We start from the raw sequence: 15,784 nt of genomic DNA on the forward strand, positions 1-15,784 counted from the left end.
TGCGCGCTGCGGTTCAAGCGCTGATGCGCGCCGCCATCTCGGCCATGACCCCGCAATCGCGGCCATCCAGCGGCCCGGTTACGCGAGGGCGGAAGCGCAGGCGGACGGCGGCCAGCAGCAGATCGTCCGCGACATCGGGAAAGCCATAAGCCTGTGCCTCGGTGCGGAAACGCTCGGCGTCAACCGGGGCCTCGCCCTTGCCTTCGGGCCAGAGCGCCAGCCCCGCGCGCGCCAGCCTGCACCAGTCAAAGCGCGGGCCGGGGTCGATCTTGCGGCCGGGCGCCATGCAGGAATGGCCGATCACGCCATGGGGCGGGATGGACCAGCGCGACAGGATACCGGGCAAAAGCCCCTCCAGCGCGTCCATCAGCGGTGCTGCGAAGGGCGAGCCGCCATCATTGTCCAGCTCTATCCCGATGGAGCGGGAATTGACGTCGCCATGCCCCCGCCATGTGCCCGCACCCGCATGCCATGCCCGCATTGCCTCGTCGACCAGCGCCACCACCCGCCCGTCGCGGCGGATCAGGTAATGGGCCGAAACCTCGCGCTCAGGCGTGCACAAGACGCGCAGTGCCGCGTCGCAATCGGGCATGGCCGTGTAGTGCAATACAACAAGCTCGGGCCGCAGCCCGTCGCGGCGCGGCCCGAAATTGGGCGAGAGGCTCAATTCCGCGCGGCCGCCGCAGCCGACCGGAACATGCCGGGGTTCCAGCCGCAGGCATAGCCATCGCCGTCGGGGTCGAGCCCCTGCCGGTCGCGGCCCGGCCCGCCGTTTTGCAAGAACCATTCCTGCGCCAGATCGGCGGAGCGGAAGGCGATGCAGGCGCGTTGGTGCCTTTCTTCGGAGATGGGGCGACGGTTGTAGCGGCGCTCGCCCACGGGATGCGAGGTGGCCAGCGCGTAATCGATGATGTTGGGGCCAAGCCCCTCGGGCCGTTCGGGAATGGCAGTGGGCGCGATCACCACGCGTTCGGCCTGCATCCGGGCAAGCCGTGCGGCGTCGCTTTCGATGGTCTCGCGGCCTGCGACCGCGTCGAATTCCTGTTCATCCGAGATCCCGGGGTTGGCGACGCTCTCCGGCGGGGGTGCACTGGCCAGTGCCACCTGCGGGGCGGAGGCGGTCGGTCGGGGGCTGGCGTCAAGGGCGGCAATGGCGGCGGCCGCGACGCTGGCGACCTCTGGGGCCGGGGCGGGGGCTGCGGCCGGGATCGGGGCCTGTGTGGCGACAGGCGCGCGGGCCACGGCGACAGGGGGCACCGCGGCTGCCGGAGGGGCTGCAGGCCGAGGCGGCAGGGCTGCGCTGACGGGCGCGATGGGAGAGGTGACGGTCGTCGTCGTGCGCACCGGCACCCAAGTGCCCCGGAGCGCGGCCTGCCGCATCTGGAAGGATTGAAGGTCGCTGAAGCCCACACCTTGCGCGACATCATTGGGCGGCGCGCCACCGCCACAGGCCGCAAGGACCCACGCAACAAGGATAAGGGCACTGCCGCCCCTCGGAAAACCTGCCATTTTACTGCCTCGAAGGTTTATCGTTTTCGAGACATTACCACCATTTTTCGGGTTTCGCTACAAATCCGGCTGCCTGTTCCAAGGCATAGCCGATGTTGAGCAACTCGCCCTCTTCCCAAGGCTTGCCGATCAGTTGCAGCCCCAGCGGCAGCCCCTGCGCATCAAGGCCCGTGGGCACGGCCAGACCGGGCAGACCGGCAAGGTTCACGGTCACGGTGAAGACGTCGTTGAGGTACATCTGCACCGGATCGTCGAATTTTTGGCCCAGTGCAAAGGCGGCCGAGGGTGTCGCGGGCGTCAGGATCGCGTCGACGCCCTCGTTGAACACGGTCTCGAAGTCGTGCTTGATGAGTGTGCGGACCTTGCGGGCGCGGTTGTAATAGGCGTCGTAATAGCCCGCCGACAGCACATAGGTGCCGACCATGACGCGGCGGCGCACCTCGGGTCCAAAGCCTTCGGCGCGGGTTTTCTCGTAGAGCTCGGTGATGCCGTCGCCCTGCGCCAGTTTCGCGCGGTAGCCGAAGCGGACGCCGTCATAGCGGGCCAGGTTCGACGACGCCTCCGCCGGTGCGATGACATAATAGGTCGGTAGCGCGTATTTCGTGTGCGGCAGGCTGATGTCGCGGATCACGGCACCTGCGTCGGCCAGCATCTCGCGGCCACGGGTCCAGAGCGCCTCGATCTCGGCGGGCATGCCGTCCATGCGGTATTCCTTGGGGATACCGATCACCTTGCCCCGGATGTCGCCGGTCAGCATCGCCTCGAAATCGGGCACGGGCAACTCGGCGCTGGTCGAATCCTTGGGGTCATGGCCCATCATCGCCGCGCCCATGATGGCCGCGTCGCGCACCGTCTTGGTCATCGGCCCTGCCTGATCGAGCGAGGACGCAAAGGCGACGATCCCCCAGCGCGAGGCGCGGCCATAGGTGGGTTTCAGCCCCACGATGCCGGTGAAGGCGGCGGGCTGGCGGATCGAACCGCCGGTGTCCGTGCCGGTGGCTGCAAGGCAGAGGTCGGCGGCGACAGCGGCGGCGGAGCCGCCCGAGGAGCCGCCGGGCGTCAGCGCCGCATCGGAATTGCCCGCGCGCCACGGGTTCACGGCATTGCCGTAAACGGATGTTTCGTTGCTGGACCCCATGGCGAACTCGTCCATGTTCAGCTTGCCCAGCATCACGGCACCTGCGTCGCGCAACTGGCCCGAGACGGTGGATTCGTATTCGGGGCGAAAGCCTTCGAGGATTTTCGATGCCGCCTGGCTCGGCACGCCCTCGGTGCAGAACAGGTCCTTGATGCCTACCGGGATGCCGCACATGTCGGGCGCGTCGCCTGCCTTGATCCGCGTGTCGGCGGCGCGGGCACGCTCCAGCGCGATCTCGGGCGTCTTGTGGACGAAAGCGCCAAGCGCGTCCGCGGCGTCGATCGCGGCCAGACAGGCCTCGGTCAGCTCTACGCTCGTCACCTCGCCCTTGCGCAGCGCGTCGCGGGCACCGGCGATGGTCAGTTTCGTCAGGTCGGACATGCTCACTCCACCACCTTGGGAACGGCGAAAAAGCCCTCGCGGGCGTCGGGGGCATTGGCCAGAACCGCGGCTTGCTGATTGCCGTCAGAGACCACATCGGTCCGGCGGGGCAGGCGCATCGGCGTCACGCTGACCATCGGGTCCACGTCATCGACGTTCAGTTCCTGCAATTGCTCGATGAAGCCGAGGATCGCGTTGAATTCATCTGCGAGCGCGGGCAGATCTGCCTCTTCCACGCGGATACGGGCAAGCTTGGCGACCTTGGCGGCGGTGGCGCGGTCAATCGACATGACGGTGGGGCCTCCTCGTGGGTGGGCGGTGCCGGACAGGGGGCGGTTTAGCCCTGCGCCGCCCGGCCCGCAAGCATCTCGGGCGTGGCGGGCGCAGGGGTCTTTTCCGCCGGGGCGTCGCTGTCTATCCTGCATTGGCCACATGGACCGGATGCAAAGGAAACGCGACATGAAATACACATGGTTGGGGCATGCGGGGGTGCGCCTTGAGATCGGCGATCAGGTGCTGCTGATCGACCCTTGGGAACAGGGCAACCCGATGTTCCCCCAAGACCGGCGCGAGGTGATGTTCGAAGGCGCCACGGCGATCTTGCTGACGCATGGACATGGCGATCATGTGGGCGGTGTGCCCGAACTGGCGCTGGAGCGCGGGCTGACGGTCTACGGCATGGTCGAGCTGGTGGGGTGCCTGAAGGGCGCGCACGGGATCGAGACGGCGGGGTTCAACAAGGGCGGCACGGTGCAGCTTGGGTCCGTGTCCGTCACGATGGTGAATGCCACCCATTCGTCGTCTCTGTCGGGGCCCGACGGCCCGCTCTGTGCCGGGTCCGAAGCGGGCTACATCATCGAGGCTGACGGGCGGGGCGTCTATGTCTCGGGCGATACCGACGTGATGGCCGACATGAAGATCTGGGCCGATATCCACGCGCCCGACGTCGGCATCTTGTGCGCAGGCGGGCATTACACGATGAACATGAGCCGCGCAGCCTATGCGGCCTCAAGGCTCTTCAGCTTCAAGACCGTGATCCCGTATCACTACAAGACCTTTCCGGTGCTGGAGCAATCGGCGGATGCGATGAAGGCCGCGCTGCCGGGCGTCCGGGTGCTCGACCCCGATCCCGGCGTCACGATCGAGGTCTGAGGGGGTGAAAAACGCGCGTTTGTCGCAGGGGAAACCCCGGGGTTTCCCCCTGTGCCGCGCCTAAAGCGCGCGCTCCATCTCCACGGCGGGAAAGGTGATGCCGGGGCGCAGCGCGATCAAGATCTCTCCGCGCACGCGGAAGCCCATCGCCTTGTAGAAGGGCACGGCGGTCTGCGTCGATTGGCAGATCATCCGCTCCACCCCTGCGGCCAACGCATCGGCCAGAACGCGCGTCACGATTGCCTGCGCCAGTCCCTTGCGCAGGTGGCTGGGGTGGGTCGCGACATGGCGGACATGCCCGATCTCGGGCAGGCCCACGCCGCCTTGCGGGGCGCTGCGTGTCCAGCCGCCCGCTGCCAAGGCCTGCCCCTCGGCATCCTCGGCGATGAAATAGGTGCCCGAGCGCAGCAGCGCCGGATTGGCCCGCGAGATCAGCGGCAGGGCCGTGACCAGCACCGAAGGCGCATAGTCGCGCTTGAGCAATGCGGGATAGCTGGCGGCGAGCAGCGCGTCGACGGCGCCGAGGTCGTGCTGTGTCGTGGGCCGTATGGTGATCGTGTCGACCATGGTGGGGGCCTCCTGTTGCGTCGAACAGACGCGAAAAACGAAAAAGGGCCGCGTCGGTGTTCCCGGCGCGGCCCTCAGGTCGGATATGAAAGGCGGATTACTTGATCTTGCCTTCCTTGTATTCGACATGCTTGCGCACCACCGGATCGTACTTTCGTACGGTCATCTTGTCGGTCATGGTGCGGGCGTTTTTCTTGGTCACGTAGAAATGGCCCGTCCCGGCGGTCGAGTTCAGGCGGATCTTGATGGTGGTCGGCTTCGCCATGGGTCGGGCTCCTGCAGGTCGGTCGGGGCAGCGCGCCGGGCACGCCGCGATATGTCTCTTGAGACTGCGCCTTTTACCCGCGCGCCCGTCCGAGTCAACACCTCAAATCCCCGAACGTGGCAGTCGGGGCCGGATCGGTCGGCTTGGGGCAGGGCGGTTGCCGCAAAAGCAAAAGGGCCGGGGTGGTTCCCGGCCCTTCGTAATCGGTCTTGCTGCCGCGCTTATTCGCGCTGACCCATGAACATCAGCAGGAACTGGAACATGTTCAGGAAGGCGATGTAGAGGCTCAGCGCGCCATCGATGGCGGCCTTGTCGAGCCACTCCTGATCGCCATGTGCCGCATGCGCCACATAGGTCGACTTGATGTCTTGCGTGTAGAAGGCGGTCAGACCTGCGAACAGCAGAACACCGATCGCCGAGATCGCGAACATCATGGCCGGCGATTGCAGGAAGATGTTGATGATCATGGCCACGATCAGGCCGATCACGCCCATCATCAAGAAGGTGCCCATGCCCGAAAGGTCGCGCTTGGTGGTGTAGCCGTAAAGGCTGAGCGCGCCGAAGGCGACGGCGGTCACAAGGAAGGTCTGCACGATCGAGAAGGACGTGAAGACAAGAAAGATCGAGCTCATCGACACGCCCATGACGGCCGCGAAGACGAAGAAGCCAAGGCTGACCGCCGAAGCCGAGGCCCGGCTCATCAGCGCGCCCCAACCGAACAAGATGAAGGCCAGCGGTGCAAACATCACCACCCAGCGCAGCGGCGTGGTGTAAAGCACTTCGCCCAAGCCGGTCAGGTACTGGCCTTCGCGCAGCGCCACGGTGGCGCCGGTCGGGTCAGCGGTTACTGCGAGGTTGGCGATCGCCCATGCGGCGGCCGCCGTGATCAGCATGCCACCCGACATGGTGGCATAGACCTTGTTCATATGGGCGCGAAGGCCCTGATCGATCTCGACTGCGCGGGCGCCAGAAACGCCGGCCCGGATCGTCTGATAGTCTGCCATGTATCCCTCCTAAGAAGACAAGCGGCCGGATCCGCGCGGCAGCATTGCGCCTTCGGATCCATCCTTACCCGGCAATATCGGCGAAGATGACGTGCATTTCAAGGAAGCTGCGTTTTTTCCGCCGTCTGCGATGCGATAGTTTTTTCCAATCATCGTGCGGATATCTGCCATATGTTGCCCTTGGTGGCGCGGATGTCGGCGTGGCCGCTTTGCGTGCAGTCGCCTTGTCAGCCCCGGTCACTGGATTTCTGGAGTTGCCATGCGGGCGGGCCTGTGCATCTTGAACCTGAATGTATCCACAGTTTCAGATCACATGGTGTGATGTGCCGCGCAACCTCGACCTGACTGCCCTTCGTGCCTTTGTCGCCGTCGCCGATGCCGGGGGCGTCACCAAGGCAAGCGGCTATCTGAACCTGACGCAATCGGCTGTGTCGATGCAGCTCAAGCGGCTGGAGGAGATGCTGGGCGTTGGCCTGTTCGACCGCTCGACGCGCCGCCTGATCCTGACCGGCGCGGGCGAGCAGACGTTGGGCTATGCGCGTCGCATGCTGGAGCTGAACGACGAGGTGCTGACGCGCCTGACCGCATCCGACTACGAGGGCGAACTGACGCTCGGGGTGCCCCATGACATCGTCTACCCGTCGATCCCGCGCGTGTTGCACCGGCTGGCGGCCGATTTCCCAAGGGTCAAGGTGCAGTTGGTCTCCTCCTACACCGCGCGGCTAAAGCGCATGTTCGCCCGCGGCGAGGTCGACGCGATCTTGACGACCGAGGCCGACTGCGACGCGGGCGGCGAGACGCTGATCATCCGGCCACTGGTCTGGGTCGGGGCCGAGGGCGGGCAGATGTGGAAGCAGCGCCCGCTGCGTCTGGCCTTCGAGCATGCCTGCATTTTCCGCAATTCGGTGCAGGCAGCCTTGGACCGGGCTGGCATCCCTTGGGAAATGGCGGTGGAATCTGATTCGATCCGCACGGTGGAGGCGTCCGTCAGCGCCGATCTGGCGCTGCATGCCTGCATCGAAGGGACAGAGCCCCCTTATGTGGAACGCGTGGCCCATGGCGGCGCCTTGCCCGCGTTGCCGCAGATCAAGATCAACCTCTACCGCTCGGATCTGAACCGAAGCCGCCCGCTTGACGCGCTGGTCGATCTGACCCGGTCGAGTTTCCGCAGCCTTTAGGCTGCCAGCAGCCGCGCCTCATAGCTGCGGGCGCAAACCCGCGCGGTGGGGCCAAAAGCACAGGGGTCGGCGCGAAAACCGGGGCAGGTGGCAAACAGATCGGCGCAGCCTGCGGGGCTGAGCGCCCTGAGCCCTTCGTCCCCCAGATGCAGGCTCTCTACCGCCGCGCCCTCGGCATAGACGATCTGGTGCCGGTCAAAGACCATGTGAATGTAGGTCACGGCCGTCTGCGGCGCGACGCGGACCGTGTCGTGATCGACCAGATGGCGGGCGGCGACCAGAACCTCATCCTCACCCCAGATCAGTTGGGCGCGGTAGCCTTGGACCAACACGCGATGCTGCGGCGACACGAGCAGCGGACGGGTGGCGTGGAACGGGCCGCCGGCCGCGATGCGGATCGGCGCGTTCTTGCCCGTGCCCGGCCCCGTCCGGGCGCCGATCCAGCGGATCGGTTGCGGGCCGTCGTCGCGGGTGACGACCAGATCGCCGGGGCGCAGCGTCTCGATCGGGCGTTCGCCCGCTGGCGTCAGGATGCGGGTGCCGGGGGTGAAGCAGATCACATCCTCGATCTCGGAAAACGTCAGGACAGACCCGTCCAGAAGCGTGACGAACCCCGCCAGATTGCCCGGTGTCGTGCTGGTATAGGTGACGGGCCCGGCGTTCAGGCCGTTCAGGTCCAGCACGTCGCCCAGTGTCTCGCCACCCTCGCCGCCGGTGATGGTCATGTTGGCCGGGCCATCGCCGGTGTCGGTCAGGATGAAGAGGTCATCGCCATCACCGCCGGTGACGCTGTCGCCCTGTCCGACCATGATGGTGTCATTGCCGGCATCGCCGAAGATCACGTCCGCGCCCGTGCCGCCCGCAAGCAGGTCATTTCCATCGCCGCCGCGGATGGTGTCGTTGCCCGCGCCACCCTCGACCGTGTCCGCGCCGCCCCCGCCGAGGATCGAGTCGTTCCCACCCTCGCCATAGATCAGATCATTGCCGGTGCCGCCGTCGATGGTGTCGTCGCCTGCTTCGGCGGGCAGGGCGGTAAAGGCGATGTCGCTGATCCAGATCGCCTGTGTGCCGTTCAACCCGTTGGAATAGTCGATCTCGATCCGGTCGACAGGGCCGGGGATCTGGACCAGAAGCGAGCCGTTCAGTGCGGCGGGGCTGGTGGCGATATTGGCGGAACTGATCGTCTGGTTGGCGCCGGTCGTGGGGGCGTTGGCGCCATAGGTCAGGGTGTAGCTGATCGCATTCCCGTTGGCGTCGAAGGCGCGGATGGTGACCGTGTCGCGGTGGTTCCCGCTGCCCCAGTCGAAATCATTGATGCGGAAGCTGACAGTCCCGACCGCGCCCGCATAGGCGGGGTCATTGGCGTCGAAGCGGATTTCCGTGCGCGAGGTCGCGGCATCGCCATTGCCGAAGAGATAGAGCGAGGAATTGGTGCCGAAGGGCTCTCCCGCGCCGACATAGACGCTGTCTGTCGTCTCGATCAGATAGGTCGGGTTGTTGTTGCCGAGATTGCTGAAGCTGACCGTCGCGTCGATCGGGCCGCTGGTCAGGGTGATGCCGCCCGATACGTCTTGATTGTCGTTTTGCGCCGTGTTCCAGCGCAGCACGCCCGTGACCGGGGCGGCTGACGTGCCGGTGTCGCCCCAGATCGTGTCGGCGCCGTCCCCGCCCAGGATCGAATCGTCGCCGCCATCGCCGAAGATCAGGTCATTGCCGCCGCCCGCCGAGATCGTATCATCGCCGTCAAACCCGCGGACCGTGTCGGCGCCCGTGCTGACCGCATCGCCGCCATCATCCGCATAGCTGCCGTCGATCAGGTCGCCGCTGTCGGTTCCTTCGATCACCCCGTCGCCGGGTTCATAGACCGGCGTTGTGATCGTCGCGGCCGTGGTCAGCGTGGCGACCGGCCCGAAATCCGGCACGAAATAGACGTTTCCGTCCGTGGCGAGGTAATAGACGCCCGGTTCTTGCGCATTGGTGAAGGTGCTGCTGCTCCAGGTGCCGCTCCAGGACCAGGAGCCTGCGCCGAGCGTGCTGGATGTGGTAAACGTGATCAGCGCGCCGGAGATCACATCCCCGTCGTCAAGCGCCCCGTTGGCGCCAAGGCTGACCAGATAACCGTTCGGCATCTTGCCTGTCCGCCGGATGTCCGGCGGCCTTTCCTGCGTTCTTGCCCTCGCACCCGCGCCTGTTTCCGGCTTGAGCGGTCGCTGCGAGGGACACCCTCAACGCATTGTTTCTAGTTCCGAAACAGGGCCGGAGTGCGGGGCGGATCGGGCAGGGATCGGGCATGAAAAAGGCAGATTTGCCACAAATCGCAGGCAACTGGCCTGCCTTTTCCGTCGCGGTGGCCTAAAGCGTCACGACGACCTTGCCGGTGCTCTTGCGGCTGCGCAGCAGGTCCAGCGCCTCGGCGGCTTGAGCAAGCGGGTAGGTTGCGCTGACGTGCGGCTTGATGCGGCCTTGTTCGTACAGCGCCAGCAGCGCGGCCAGAGAGGTGGTCAGAAGCTCGGGGGCAAAGCGCAGATAGCCACCCCAGTAGAACCCCATCACGCTGATGTTCTTGACCAAAAGCAGGTTGGCCGCGATCTGCGGCACCTCACCGCTGGCAAAGCCGATGGACAGGATGCGCCCGTCCGGCCGGGTTGCGCGCAAGGCCGCGTCGAAGCCCGCGCCGCCGACCGCGTCATAGACCACATCGACCCCGCCAAGCGCCTTGAGTGCGCCCCTCAGATCGGCGGTGTCGCTGTCGATGACGTGCCGCGCGCCTGCGGCCTGCGCCACCGCAAGCTTGTCCGCCCCGCGCGCGACAGCGATCACCTCCGCCCCGAGGATGGCGCCAAGCTCCACCGCCGTCAGCCCCACGCCGCCGGCCGCCCCCAGAACCAGCAACCTTTCGCCGGGCTTGAGCGCGGCGCGATGGGTCAGCGCCAGATGGGACGTGCCATAGGCGACCAGAAATCCCGCCGCCTCGGCAAAGGGCATCGCGTCGGGAATGGGCAGCGCGCGCGCGGCCTCGAAGACGCCGTATTCGGCCAACCCGCCATGGCCCGCGAAAACCGCCACTCGCGTTCCCGGCGCCAAGGTGGTGACGCCCGGCCCAAGCGCCTCCACCACGCCCGCCACCTCCATCCCCAGCGTGAAGGGCGCCGCGGGGGTGTCTTGATACTGCCCCTTGATCATCAGCAGGTCGGCGAAATTCAGGCCGCAGGCCGCGATCTTGACGCGGATCTGCCCCGGCCCGGGCTCGGTCCGGTCGATCTGTGTCAGTCGCGGGTCCTGTCCTGGTTCCGTCACGCGAAAGGCCTGCATACGATCCTCCTGTCTGGTCGCAAGAACCTAGCGATCTTGAGGGCGCGCCACCAGACTGCCTGTGCGCAAACGCCCTGTTGTGGGACACGCTAAAGGCGACTAGGGTGACGTGAACTCGCGCCGGGCCTGTCCTTTGGCGGGGCTGCTGCCTTCTAAGATGAGTGTGGTCGCCTGAACTCTCCAAAGGATTGATCCCGTTCGAGGTCGCGCTATCTGTTGCGCGCTGCGGGAAATCTGTGGCGCGAGCTTCCCGTGATGACCGGCGCGGGCGGCGAAACCTGTTTTGGCTAGCAAAGGAGGGGCTCGTGAAGCACCCGGTAGACGTCCACGTCGGAAAACGCGTTCGGCATCGCCGCTGGATGGTCGGAATGACCCAGCAGCAACTGGCCGAAAAGGTCGGCATCAAGTTTCAGCAAATTCAGAAATACGAAACCGGGATGAACCGCATCAGCGCCTCGCGCTTGTGGGACATCGCCGAGGCGCTGGCCGTGCCGGTCGCCTATTTCTTCGAGGGCATGACCGGTGCCGAAGATGAGGCGCAGATCGCCGAGGCCTCGCACGGGCTGCCTGGCGACATCCTCGCCGACAAGGAGGCGCTGGAACTGGTGCGCTCCTACTATGCGATCCCCGAAAACCAGCGCCGCCGCCTGTTCGAACTGGCGCGCGTGCTGTCGGACGCGGCGGCCTGACCGGGGCCACCGCTTGACCCCGGACAGGGGTTCGTGCCACCTCGGGCGATGCGGCCCAGACCCGCATTAGCCACGAGGCCCGCCATGCGCGACCCCCTGTCCGGCGGCTCCGCCGATCTGCCCGCCGATGCGCTGGTCGCTTGCGCCCATGCGATGGCGGATGCCGCGCGGAGCGTGATCCTTCCCTTTTTCCGCAGTGCGAGCCTTGTCACGGATGACAAGGGTGTTGGCCGTTTCGACCCCGTGACCGAGGCCGACCGCGCGTCGGAGGCCGCGATGCGTGCGGTTTTGGCGCACTTGCGGCCCGACGACGCCATCTTGGGCGAAGAAGAGGGTGCGAAGCCCGGTACCACGGGCCTTACTTGGGTGATCGACCCGATCGACGGCACCCGCGCCTTCATGTCCGGCACGCCGACATGGGGCGTGCTGATTGCGCTCTGCGATGCCACCGGGCCGATCTATGGCCTGATCGACCAGCCCCATATCGGCGAACGCTTCGAAGGCGGGTTCGGTCGTGCGCAGGTCGCGGGACCGCGCGCAACGGTGGCACTGTCCACGCGCGGCACCGCCCAACTGACTGATGCGACCCTGTTTTCCACCTTCCCCGAGGTCGGCACCGCGCCCGAGCGTGCCGGGTTCGAGGCGGTGCGCGACCGGGTGCGGCTGACGCGCTACGGCATGGATTGCTACGCCTATGCTCTGGTCGCGGCGGGGCAGGTCGATCTGGTGATCGAGGCGGGCCTTGCCGCCTACGACATCTGCGCCCCCATCGCGGTCATCGAGGCCGCGGGCGGTATCGTCACCGACTGGCGGGGCGGCCCAGTGCATGCGGGCGGGCGGGCGCTGGCGGCGGCCAATGCGCAGATCCATGCGGCTGCATTGTCGGTCTTGAAACACGTGCCTGATGCGTGAGCTGCTGTTGCGCAAGGCACGCGCGGTCGTCACGATGGACGACGCGGGCGCCGAGCTTGCAGACGCTGACATCTTGATCCGCGACGGGGCGATTGTGGCGGTGGGTCAAGGGCTTGCAACCTCGGGTGAGGTGCTCGACTGCGCGGGCTGCGTGGTGACGCCGGGGCTGGTGAACACCCATCACCATCTCTACCAGACCCTGACCCGCGCGGTTCCGGGCGCGCAGGACGCAGCACTGTTCGGCTGGCTGACCACGCTTTACCCGATCTGGGCGCGGTTCACGCCCGAACATATCCGGGTGTCGGCCCTGACAGGGCTGGCGGAACTTGCACTGTCGGGCTGCACGATGTCGTCCGATCACCTCTATCTCTATCCCAACGGGTCGCGGCTTGATGACACGATCGAGGCTGCCGATCAGATCGGGCTGCGCCTGCATGCGACGCGCGGGGCGATGTCGATCGGCCAGTCCAAGGGCGGGCTGCCGCCCGACAGCCTGGTCGAGGATGAGGCGGCGATCCTGAGCGATTGCCTGCGGGTGATCGACGCCTTTCACGATCCGCGCCCGCAGGCGATGATCCGCGTGGCTGTGGCACCCTGTTCGCCCTTTTCCGTCAGCCGTGAGTTGATGCGCGACGCGGCGCTTCTGGCGCGCGACAAGGGTGTCATGCTGCACACGCATCTGGCCGAGAATGACGAGGATATCGCTTATTCCTTGGAAAAATTCGGCTGCCGTCCGGGTCAATATGCGGAGGATCTGGGCTGGACCGGCCCGGATGTCTGGCATGCCCATTGCGTCAAGCTGGACCAATCCGAAATCGCCTTGTTCGCGCGCACCCGCACCGGGGTGGCGCATTGCCCCTGTTCCAATTGCCGGCTTGCCTCGGGGATAGCCCCTGTGCGGGCGATGCGGGACGCAGGCGTGCCGGTGGGGTTGGGCGTCGACGGCTCGGCCTCGAACGATGCGGGCAATCTGGTTGCCGAGGCGCGGATGGCGATGTTGCTGCAGCGCGTCGCCTCCGGCCCCGGCGCCATGTCCCCGCGCGAAGCGTTGCGGATCGCCACACGGGGCGGCGCCGAAGTGCTTGGACGCGGGGCCGAGATCGGGCAGATCGTGCCCGGCTACCGCGCAGATCTGGCGATCTGGGATGTCGGCGGGGTCACGTCTGCCGGGTCGTGGGACCCTGCCGCGCTGCTGCTGGCCGGGCCGACCCAGATCCGCGATCTGATCGTGGAGGGGCGCCGTGTGGTCGCGGATGGGCGGATCACCACGCTCGATCTGCCCTCTGTGCTGGCCGATCAGCGGCGTCTTGCCGAAGATTTGGCGCGGGCTGAGTAGCACATTTCAGATAAAATATTGGCCTGAAACCCGGTATTGGCCTCATGGATTTCCTTTTTCTTCTTTACCCACAATTCCATCCACAGGCTGTCCATGCTGCGACCAGCGCCGGACAATCACCTCTTGTATGGCGCCTCGCCGCCCTTCATCCTGTGTAAAACGACACAAGAGCAGACCAGAGGCACCCCCATGACCCCCCGTATTCTTGCGCTTGTCCTGATGTCGATCCTGGCCGCATGTGCCCCACGGGCGGGCACGGAACGTATCTCGGCGGGCGGAACCGTCGATCTCGCCTCGGCGGGCACACAACTGTCGTTTCAGCGGGCAGGCGGCGGCATCATCCGGCCGCTCCTCCATTCGCCCGAGCTTCAGGCGGCAGCCGAAGTTCAGGCCGCCGATCTTGGCGATGCCAACCGGCGGGGTCAGATCGGGGCGAGCGGGACGGCGCTGGCCGACCGCTTGCAGCGCGCGGGCTACAGCGCCTGCGCCTCGGTCGAGAACGTGGCAAATGGTACGTCCGATATCCGCTCGACCATCGGTCAATGGATGACCAACCCCCAGCAACGCGCCAACATCCTCAATCCGGAAGTGACACAATTCGGCTTCGCAGGCAGCGGCGAGACCTGGGTTCTGGTGCTGGCGCGTCCCTGCTGACCATGAAAAACGGCCCCGGGGTCCTCCTCCCCGGGGCCGTTCGGCCTTCACCTCGGTGAAAGCGTCAGTTCTTGGACTTGTCGACCATCTTGCCGGCGGTGATCCAGGGCATCATGCCGCGTAGCGTCGCGCCGACCTGTTCGATCTGGTGCGCGTCATTGTTGCGGCGGATCGCCTTGAACGACGGCTGGCCGACGGAGCATTCGGCCATCCAGTCGCGCACGAACCGGCCCTGCTGGATGTCTTCCAGCACGGCCTTCATCCGCGCCTTGGTCTCATCGTAGGGCAGGATGCGCGGGCCCGAGACATATTCGCCATACTCGGCAGTGTTCGAGATCGAGTAGTTCATGTTGGCGATGCCGCCCTCATAGATCAGGTCGACGATCAGCTTCACCTCGTGCAGGCATTCGAAATAGGCCATCTCGGGCGCGTAGCCGGCTTCCACCAGCGTCTCGAAGCCCATGCGGATCAGTTCCACCAGACCGCCGCACAGAACCGCCTGTTCGCCGAAAAGGTCGGTCTCGCATTCTTCCTTGAAGTTGGTCTCGATGATGCCAGACCGCCCGCCGCCGATGGCCGAGCAATAGGACAGCCCGATCTCCAGCGCCTTGCCGCTCGCATCATTGTGCACCGCCACAAGGCAGGGCACGCCGCCGCCTTTGGTGTATTCGCCGCGCACGGTGTGGCCGGGGCCTTTGGGCGCCATCATGATGACATCAACGCCCGCCTTGGGCTCGATCAGGCCGAAATGCACGTTCAAGCCGTGGGCAAAGGCAATGGCTGCCCCGTCGCGCAGGTTGTCATGCACGTATTTGCGGTAGGTGTCGGCCTGCAATTCGTCGGGCATGGTGAACATGATCAGGTCGCACCAGGCGGCGGCCTCGGCAATCCCCATGACCTTCAGGCCCTCGCCCTCGGCCTTGGCGGCGCTGGCCGAACCGGGCCGCAGCGCCACGACCACGTTCTTGGCGCCGCTGTCGCGCAGGTTCAGCGCATGGGCATGGCCCTGGCTGCCATAGCCCAGAATGGCGACCTTCTTGTCCTTGATCAGGTTCACATCGCAATCGCGGTCATAGTAAACGCGCATGTCTCTCTCCTCGTCTGGCGTGAGTCGTCTCTGACGCGCAAACTGCCCGCTCTTTCTCGGGTCTGCTGCATCGCAATTGCCAAAAGAACACCTTAATGATAGAAAATCATGCGTCTTATTCATCTTTCTGGAAATATGCATGCTCGACGACAGCGACAGGCGCTTGCTGCGCCACCTCCAGTCCGACCCGGCTCAACCCGTCACCGCCCTGGCGCAAGCCGTAGGCATGCCGCTTGCCACATGCTACAAACGGTTGGATCGCTTGCAGACGCAGGGCGTGCTGCGCGGTCAAGGTTACGCGATCCACTGGCCTGCGCTGGGCTACACGGTCGAGGTGTCCTTGCGCATCACGCTGGACAAGACCAACCCGCGCGCCTTCGACGAATTCCTGTCCGCCGCCCGCGACGTCCCGGAAGTCATTGAAATCCAGACATTCCTTGGCCGGGTAGATGCGCGCCTTGCGGTCATCGCGCGGTCGATGTCTCATTATCAGGAGATCTACCGCGACCGCATCCTGACCCTGCCGCATATCGCCGATATCGAGGCCTTGATGCATGTGGCAACCGTCAAGAACCAGCAGACGGTGCCCCTGTGAGCGGT

At 65.8% G+C, this 15,784-nt stretch carries 17 protein-coding genes; 7 read left to right on the forward strand and 10 right to left on the reverse strand.

The genetic code is table 11. The annotated features are described in order from the left end of the window. Nucleotides 1–13: 13 nt before the first annotated feature. From C7455_RS08745 to gatC, 4 genes are read right to left on the reverse strand one after another with little or no spacing between them, the layout of a single operon-like run. Nucleotides 14–667, reverse strand: coding sequence for an N-acetylmuramoyl-L-alanine amidase (locus tag C7455_RS08745; protein ID WP_109667398.1), 654 nt, complete (start codon nt 665–667; stop codon nt 14–16). Further along, nucleotides 664–1,509, reverse strand: coding sequence for a hypothetical protein (locus C7455_RS08750; protein WP_245904268.1), 846 nt, complete (start codon nt 1,507–1,509; stop codon nt 664–666). Before C7455_RS08750 ends, C7455_RS08745 begins: the two co-directional genes overlap by 4 nt. A gap of 34 nt (nt 1,510–1,543) precedes the next feature. Beyond that, nucleotides 1,544–3,028, reverse strand: a complete 1,485-nt coding sequence (gatA, locus tag C7455_RS08755; protein WP_109667399.1) for an Asp-tRNA(Asn)/Glu-tRNA(Gln) amidotransferase subunit GatA — start codon at nt 3,026–3,028, stop codon at nt 1,544–1,546. A gap of 2 nt (nt 3,029–3,030) precedes the next feature. Further along, nucleotides 3,031–3,318, reverse strand: coding sequence for an Asp-tRNA(Asn)/Glu-tRNA(Gln) amidotransferase subunit GatC (gene gatC, locus C7455_RS08760; protein ID WP_109667401.1), 288 nt, complete (start codon nt 3,316–3,318; stop codon nt 3,031–3,033). Nucleotides 3,319–3,487: 169 nt separating this feature from the next. On the opposite strand from gatC, the gene C7455_RS08765 reads away from it, so the two are divergent. Beyond that, on the forward strand, nt 3,488–4,180 hold the full coding sequence (locus C7455_RS08765; RefSeq protein WP_109667572.1) for a metal-dependent hydrolase: 693 nt from the start codon (nt 3,488–3,490) through the stop codon (nt 4,178–4,180). A 60-nt stretch (nt 4,181–4,240) separates the two neighbouring features. Here C7455_RS08765 and C7455_RS08770 read toward each other — a convergent pair whose 3' ends face one another. From C7455_RS08770 to C7455_RS08780, 3 genes are all read right to left on the reverse strand, one after another. Continuing rightward, nucleotides 4,241–4,747: a GNAT family N-acetyltransferase gene (locus C7455_RS08770; RefSeq protein ID WP_109667403.1), complete on the reverse strand. Its 507-nt coding sequence runs from the start codon at nt 4,745–4,747 to the stop codon at nt 4,241–4,243. A 97-nt stretch (nt 4,748–4,844) separates the two neighbouring features. Continuing rightward, nucleotides 4,845–5,012 carry a 50S ribosomal protein L33 gene (gene rpmG, locus C7455_RS08775; RefSeq protein ID WP_109667404.1) on the reverse strand — a complete coding sequence of 56 codons (168 nt, stop codon included), beginning with the start codon at nt 5,010–5,012 and terminating at the stop codon, nt 4,845–4,847. A gap of 221 nt (nt 5,013–5,233) precedes the next feature. Continuing rightward, nucleotides 5,234–6,016 (reverse strand): Bax inhibitor-1/YccA family protein, encoded by a 783-nt coding sequence (locus tag C7455_RS08780; protein ID WP_109667406.1) that lies wholly within the window; start codon nt 6,014–6,016, stop codon nt 5,234–5,236. Between the two features lie 323 nt (nt 6,017–6,339). Between C7455_RS08780 and C7455_RS08785 the strand changes: the two genes are divergently transcribed. Further along, complete coding sequence (locus C7455_RS08785; protein ID WP_109667573.1) at nt 6,340–7,194, forward strand: LysR family transcriptional regulator; 855 nt, start codon at nt 6,340–6,342, stop codon at nt 7,192–7,194. On the opposite strand, the gene C7455_RS08790 is transcribed toward C7455_RS08785, so the two are convergent. Next, nucleotides 7,191–9,323, reverse strand: coding sequence for a Hint domain-containing protein (locus tag C7455_RS08790; protein ID WP_109667407.1), 2,133 nt, complete (start codon nt 9,321–9,323; stop codon nt 7,191–7,193). The two genes, C7455_RS08785 and C7455_RS08790, sit on opposite strands and share 4 nt — an antisense overlap. A 223-nt stretch (nt 9,324–9,546) precedes the next feature. Next, nucleotides 9,547–10,506 (reverse strand): NADPH:quinone oxidoreductase family protein, encoded by a 960-nt coding sequence (locus C7455_RS08795; protein WP_109667409.1) that lies wholly within the window; start codon nt 10,504–10,506, stop codon nt 9,547–9,549. A 305-nt stretch (nt 10,507–10,811) separates the two neighbouring features. Between C7455_RS08795 and C7455_RS08800 the strand changes: the two genes are divergently transcribed. The 4 genes from C7455_RS08800 to C7455_RS08815 all read left to right on the forward strand — a co-directional run bounded on the left by C7455_RS08800 (nt 10,812) and on the right by C7455_RS08815 (nt 14,097). Continuing rightward, nucleotides 10,812–11,195 carry a helix-turn-helix domain-containing protein gene (locus C7455_RS08800; RefSeq protein ID WP_109667410.1) on the forward strand — a complete coding sequence of 128 codons (384 nt, stop codon included), beginning with the start codon at nt 10,812–10,814 and terminating at the stop codon, nt 11,193–11,195. Between the two features lie 84 nt (nt 11,196–11,279). Continuing rightward, nucleotides 11,280–12,107 (forward strand): histidinol-phosphatase, encoded by an 828-nt coding sequence (hisN, locus tag C7455_RS08805; protein ID WP_109667411.1) that lies wholly within the window; start codon nt 11,280–11,282, stop codon nt 12,105–12,107. Beyond that, nucleotides 12,100–13,443 (forward strand): 8-oxoguanine deaminase, encoded by a 1,344-nt coding sequence (locus C7455_RS08810; RefSeq protein WP_109667413.1) that lies wholly within the window; start codon nt 12,100–12,102, stop codon nt 13,441–13,443. The genes hisN and C7455_RS08810 overlap by 8 nt, the downstream gene beginning before the upstream one ends. 189 nt (nt 13,444–13,632) lie before the next feature. Then, a complete protein-coding gene (locus C7455_RS08815; RefSeq protein WP_170119035.1) occupies nt 13,633–14,097 on the forward strand; it encodes a CAP domain-containing protein in 465 nt (154 codons plus the stop codon). A 64-nt stretch (nt 14,098–14,161) separates the two neighbouring features. Here C7455_RS08815 and ilvC read toward each other — a convergent pair whose 3' ends face one another. Beyond that, nucleotides 14,162–15,184, reverse strand: a complete 1,023-nt coding sequence (gene ilvC / locus C7455_RS08820) for a ketol-acid reductoisomerase (RefSeq protein WP_109667416.1) — start codon at nt 15,182–15,184, stop codon at nt 14,162–14,164. A gap of 139 nt (nt 15,185–15,323) precedes the next feature. Between ilvC and C7455_RS08825 the strand changes: the two genes are divergently transcribed. Further along, nucleotides 15,324–15,779 carry an Lrp/AsnC family transcriptional regulator gene (locus tag C7455_RS08825; protein ID WP_109667418.1) on the forward strand — a complete coding sequence of 152 codons (456 nt, stop codon included), beginning with the start codon at nt 15,324–15,326 and terminating at the stop codon, nt 15,777–15,779. Nucleotides 15,780–15,784 lie beyond the last annotated feature (5 nt).

Source organism: Roseicyclus mahoneyensis, from assembly GCF_003148775.1.
Classification (GTDB): domain Bacteria; phylum Pseudomonadota; class Alphaproteobacteria; order Rhodobacterales; family Rhodobacteraceae; genus Roseicyclus; species Roseicyclus mahoneyensis.

Excerpts from the sequence above, each read along its gene's own strand:
- C7455_RS08750 (WP_245904268.1), bottom strand. The coding sequence starts at position 1,509 with ATGGCAGGTTTTCCGAGGGGCGGCAGTGCCCTTATCCTTGTTGCGTGG.
- gatA (WP_109667399.1), bottom strand. The coding sequence starts at position 3,028 with ATGTCCGACCTGACGAAACTGACCATCGCCGGTGCCCGCGACGCGCTG.
- gatC (WP_109667401.1), bottom strand. The coding sequence starts at position 3,318 with ATGTCGATTGACCGCGCCACCGCCGCCAAGGTCGCCAAGCTTGCCCGT.
- C7455_RS08765 (WP_109667572.1), top strand. The coding sequence starts at position 3,488 with ATGAAATACACATGGTTGGGGCATGCGGGGGTGCGCCTTGAGATCGGC.
- C7455_RS08770 (WP_109667403.1), bottom strand. The coding sequence starts at position 4,747 with ATGGTCGACACGATCACCATACGGCCCACGACACAGCACGACCTCGGC.
- rpmG (WP_109667404.1), bottom strand. The coding sequence starts at position 5,012 with ATGGCGAAGCCGACCACCATCAAGATCCGCCTGAACTCGACCGCCGGG.
- C7455_RS08780 (WP_109667406.1), bottom strand. The coding sequence starts at position 6,016 with ATGGCAGACTATCAGACGATCCGGGCCGGCGTTTCTGGCGCCCGCGCA.
- C7455_RS08790 (WP_109667407.1), bottom strand. The coding sequence starts at position 9,323 with ATGCCGAACGGTTATCTGGTCAGCCTTGGCGCCAACGGGGCGCTTGAC.
- C7455_RS08795 (WP_109667409.1), bottom strand. The coding sequence starts at position 10,506 with ATGCAGGCCTTTCGCGTGACGGAACCAGGACAGGACCCGCGACTGACA.
- hisN (WP_109667411.1), top strand. The coding sequence starts at position 11,280 with ATGCGCGACCCCCTGTCCGGCGGCTCCGCCGATCTGCCCGCCGATGCG.
- C7455_RS08810 (WP_109667413.1), top strand. The coding sequence starts at position 12,100 with ATGCGTGAGCTGCTGTTGCGCAAGGCACGCGCGGTCGTCACGATGGAC.
- C7455_RS08815 (WP_170119035.1), top strand. The coding sequence starts at position 13,633 with ATGACCCCCCGTATTCTTGCGCTTGTCCTGATGTCGATCCTGGCCGCA.
- ilvC (WP_109667416.1), bottom strand. The coding sequence starts at position 15,184 with ATGCGCGTTTACTATGACCGCGATTGCGATGTGAACCTGATCAAGGAC.
- C7455_RS08825 (WP_109667418.1), top strand. The coding sequence starts at position 15,324 with ATGCTCGACGACAGCGACAGGCGCTTGCTGCGCCACCTCCAGTCCGAC.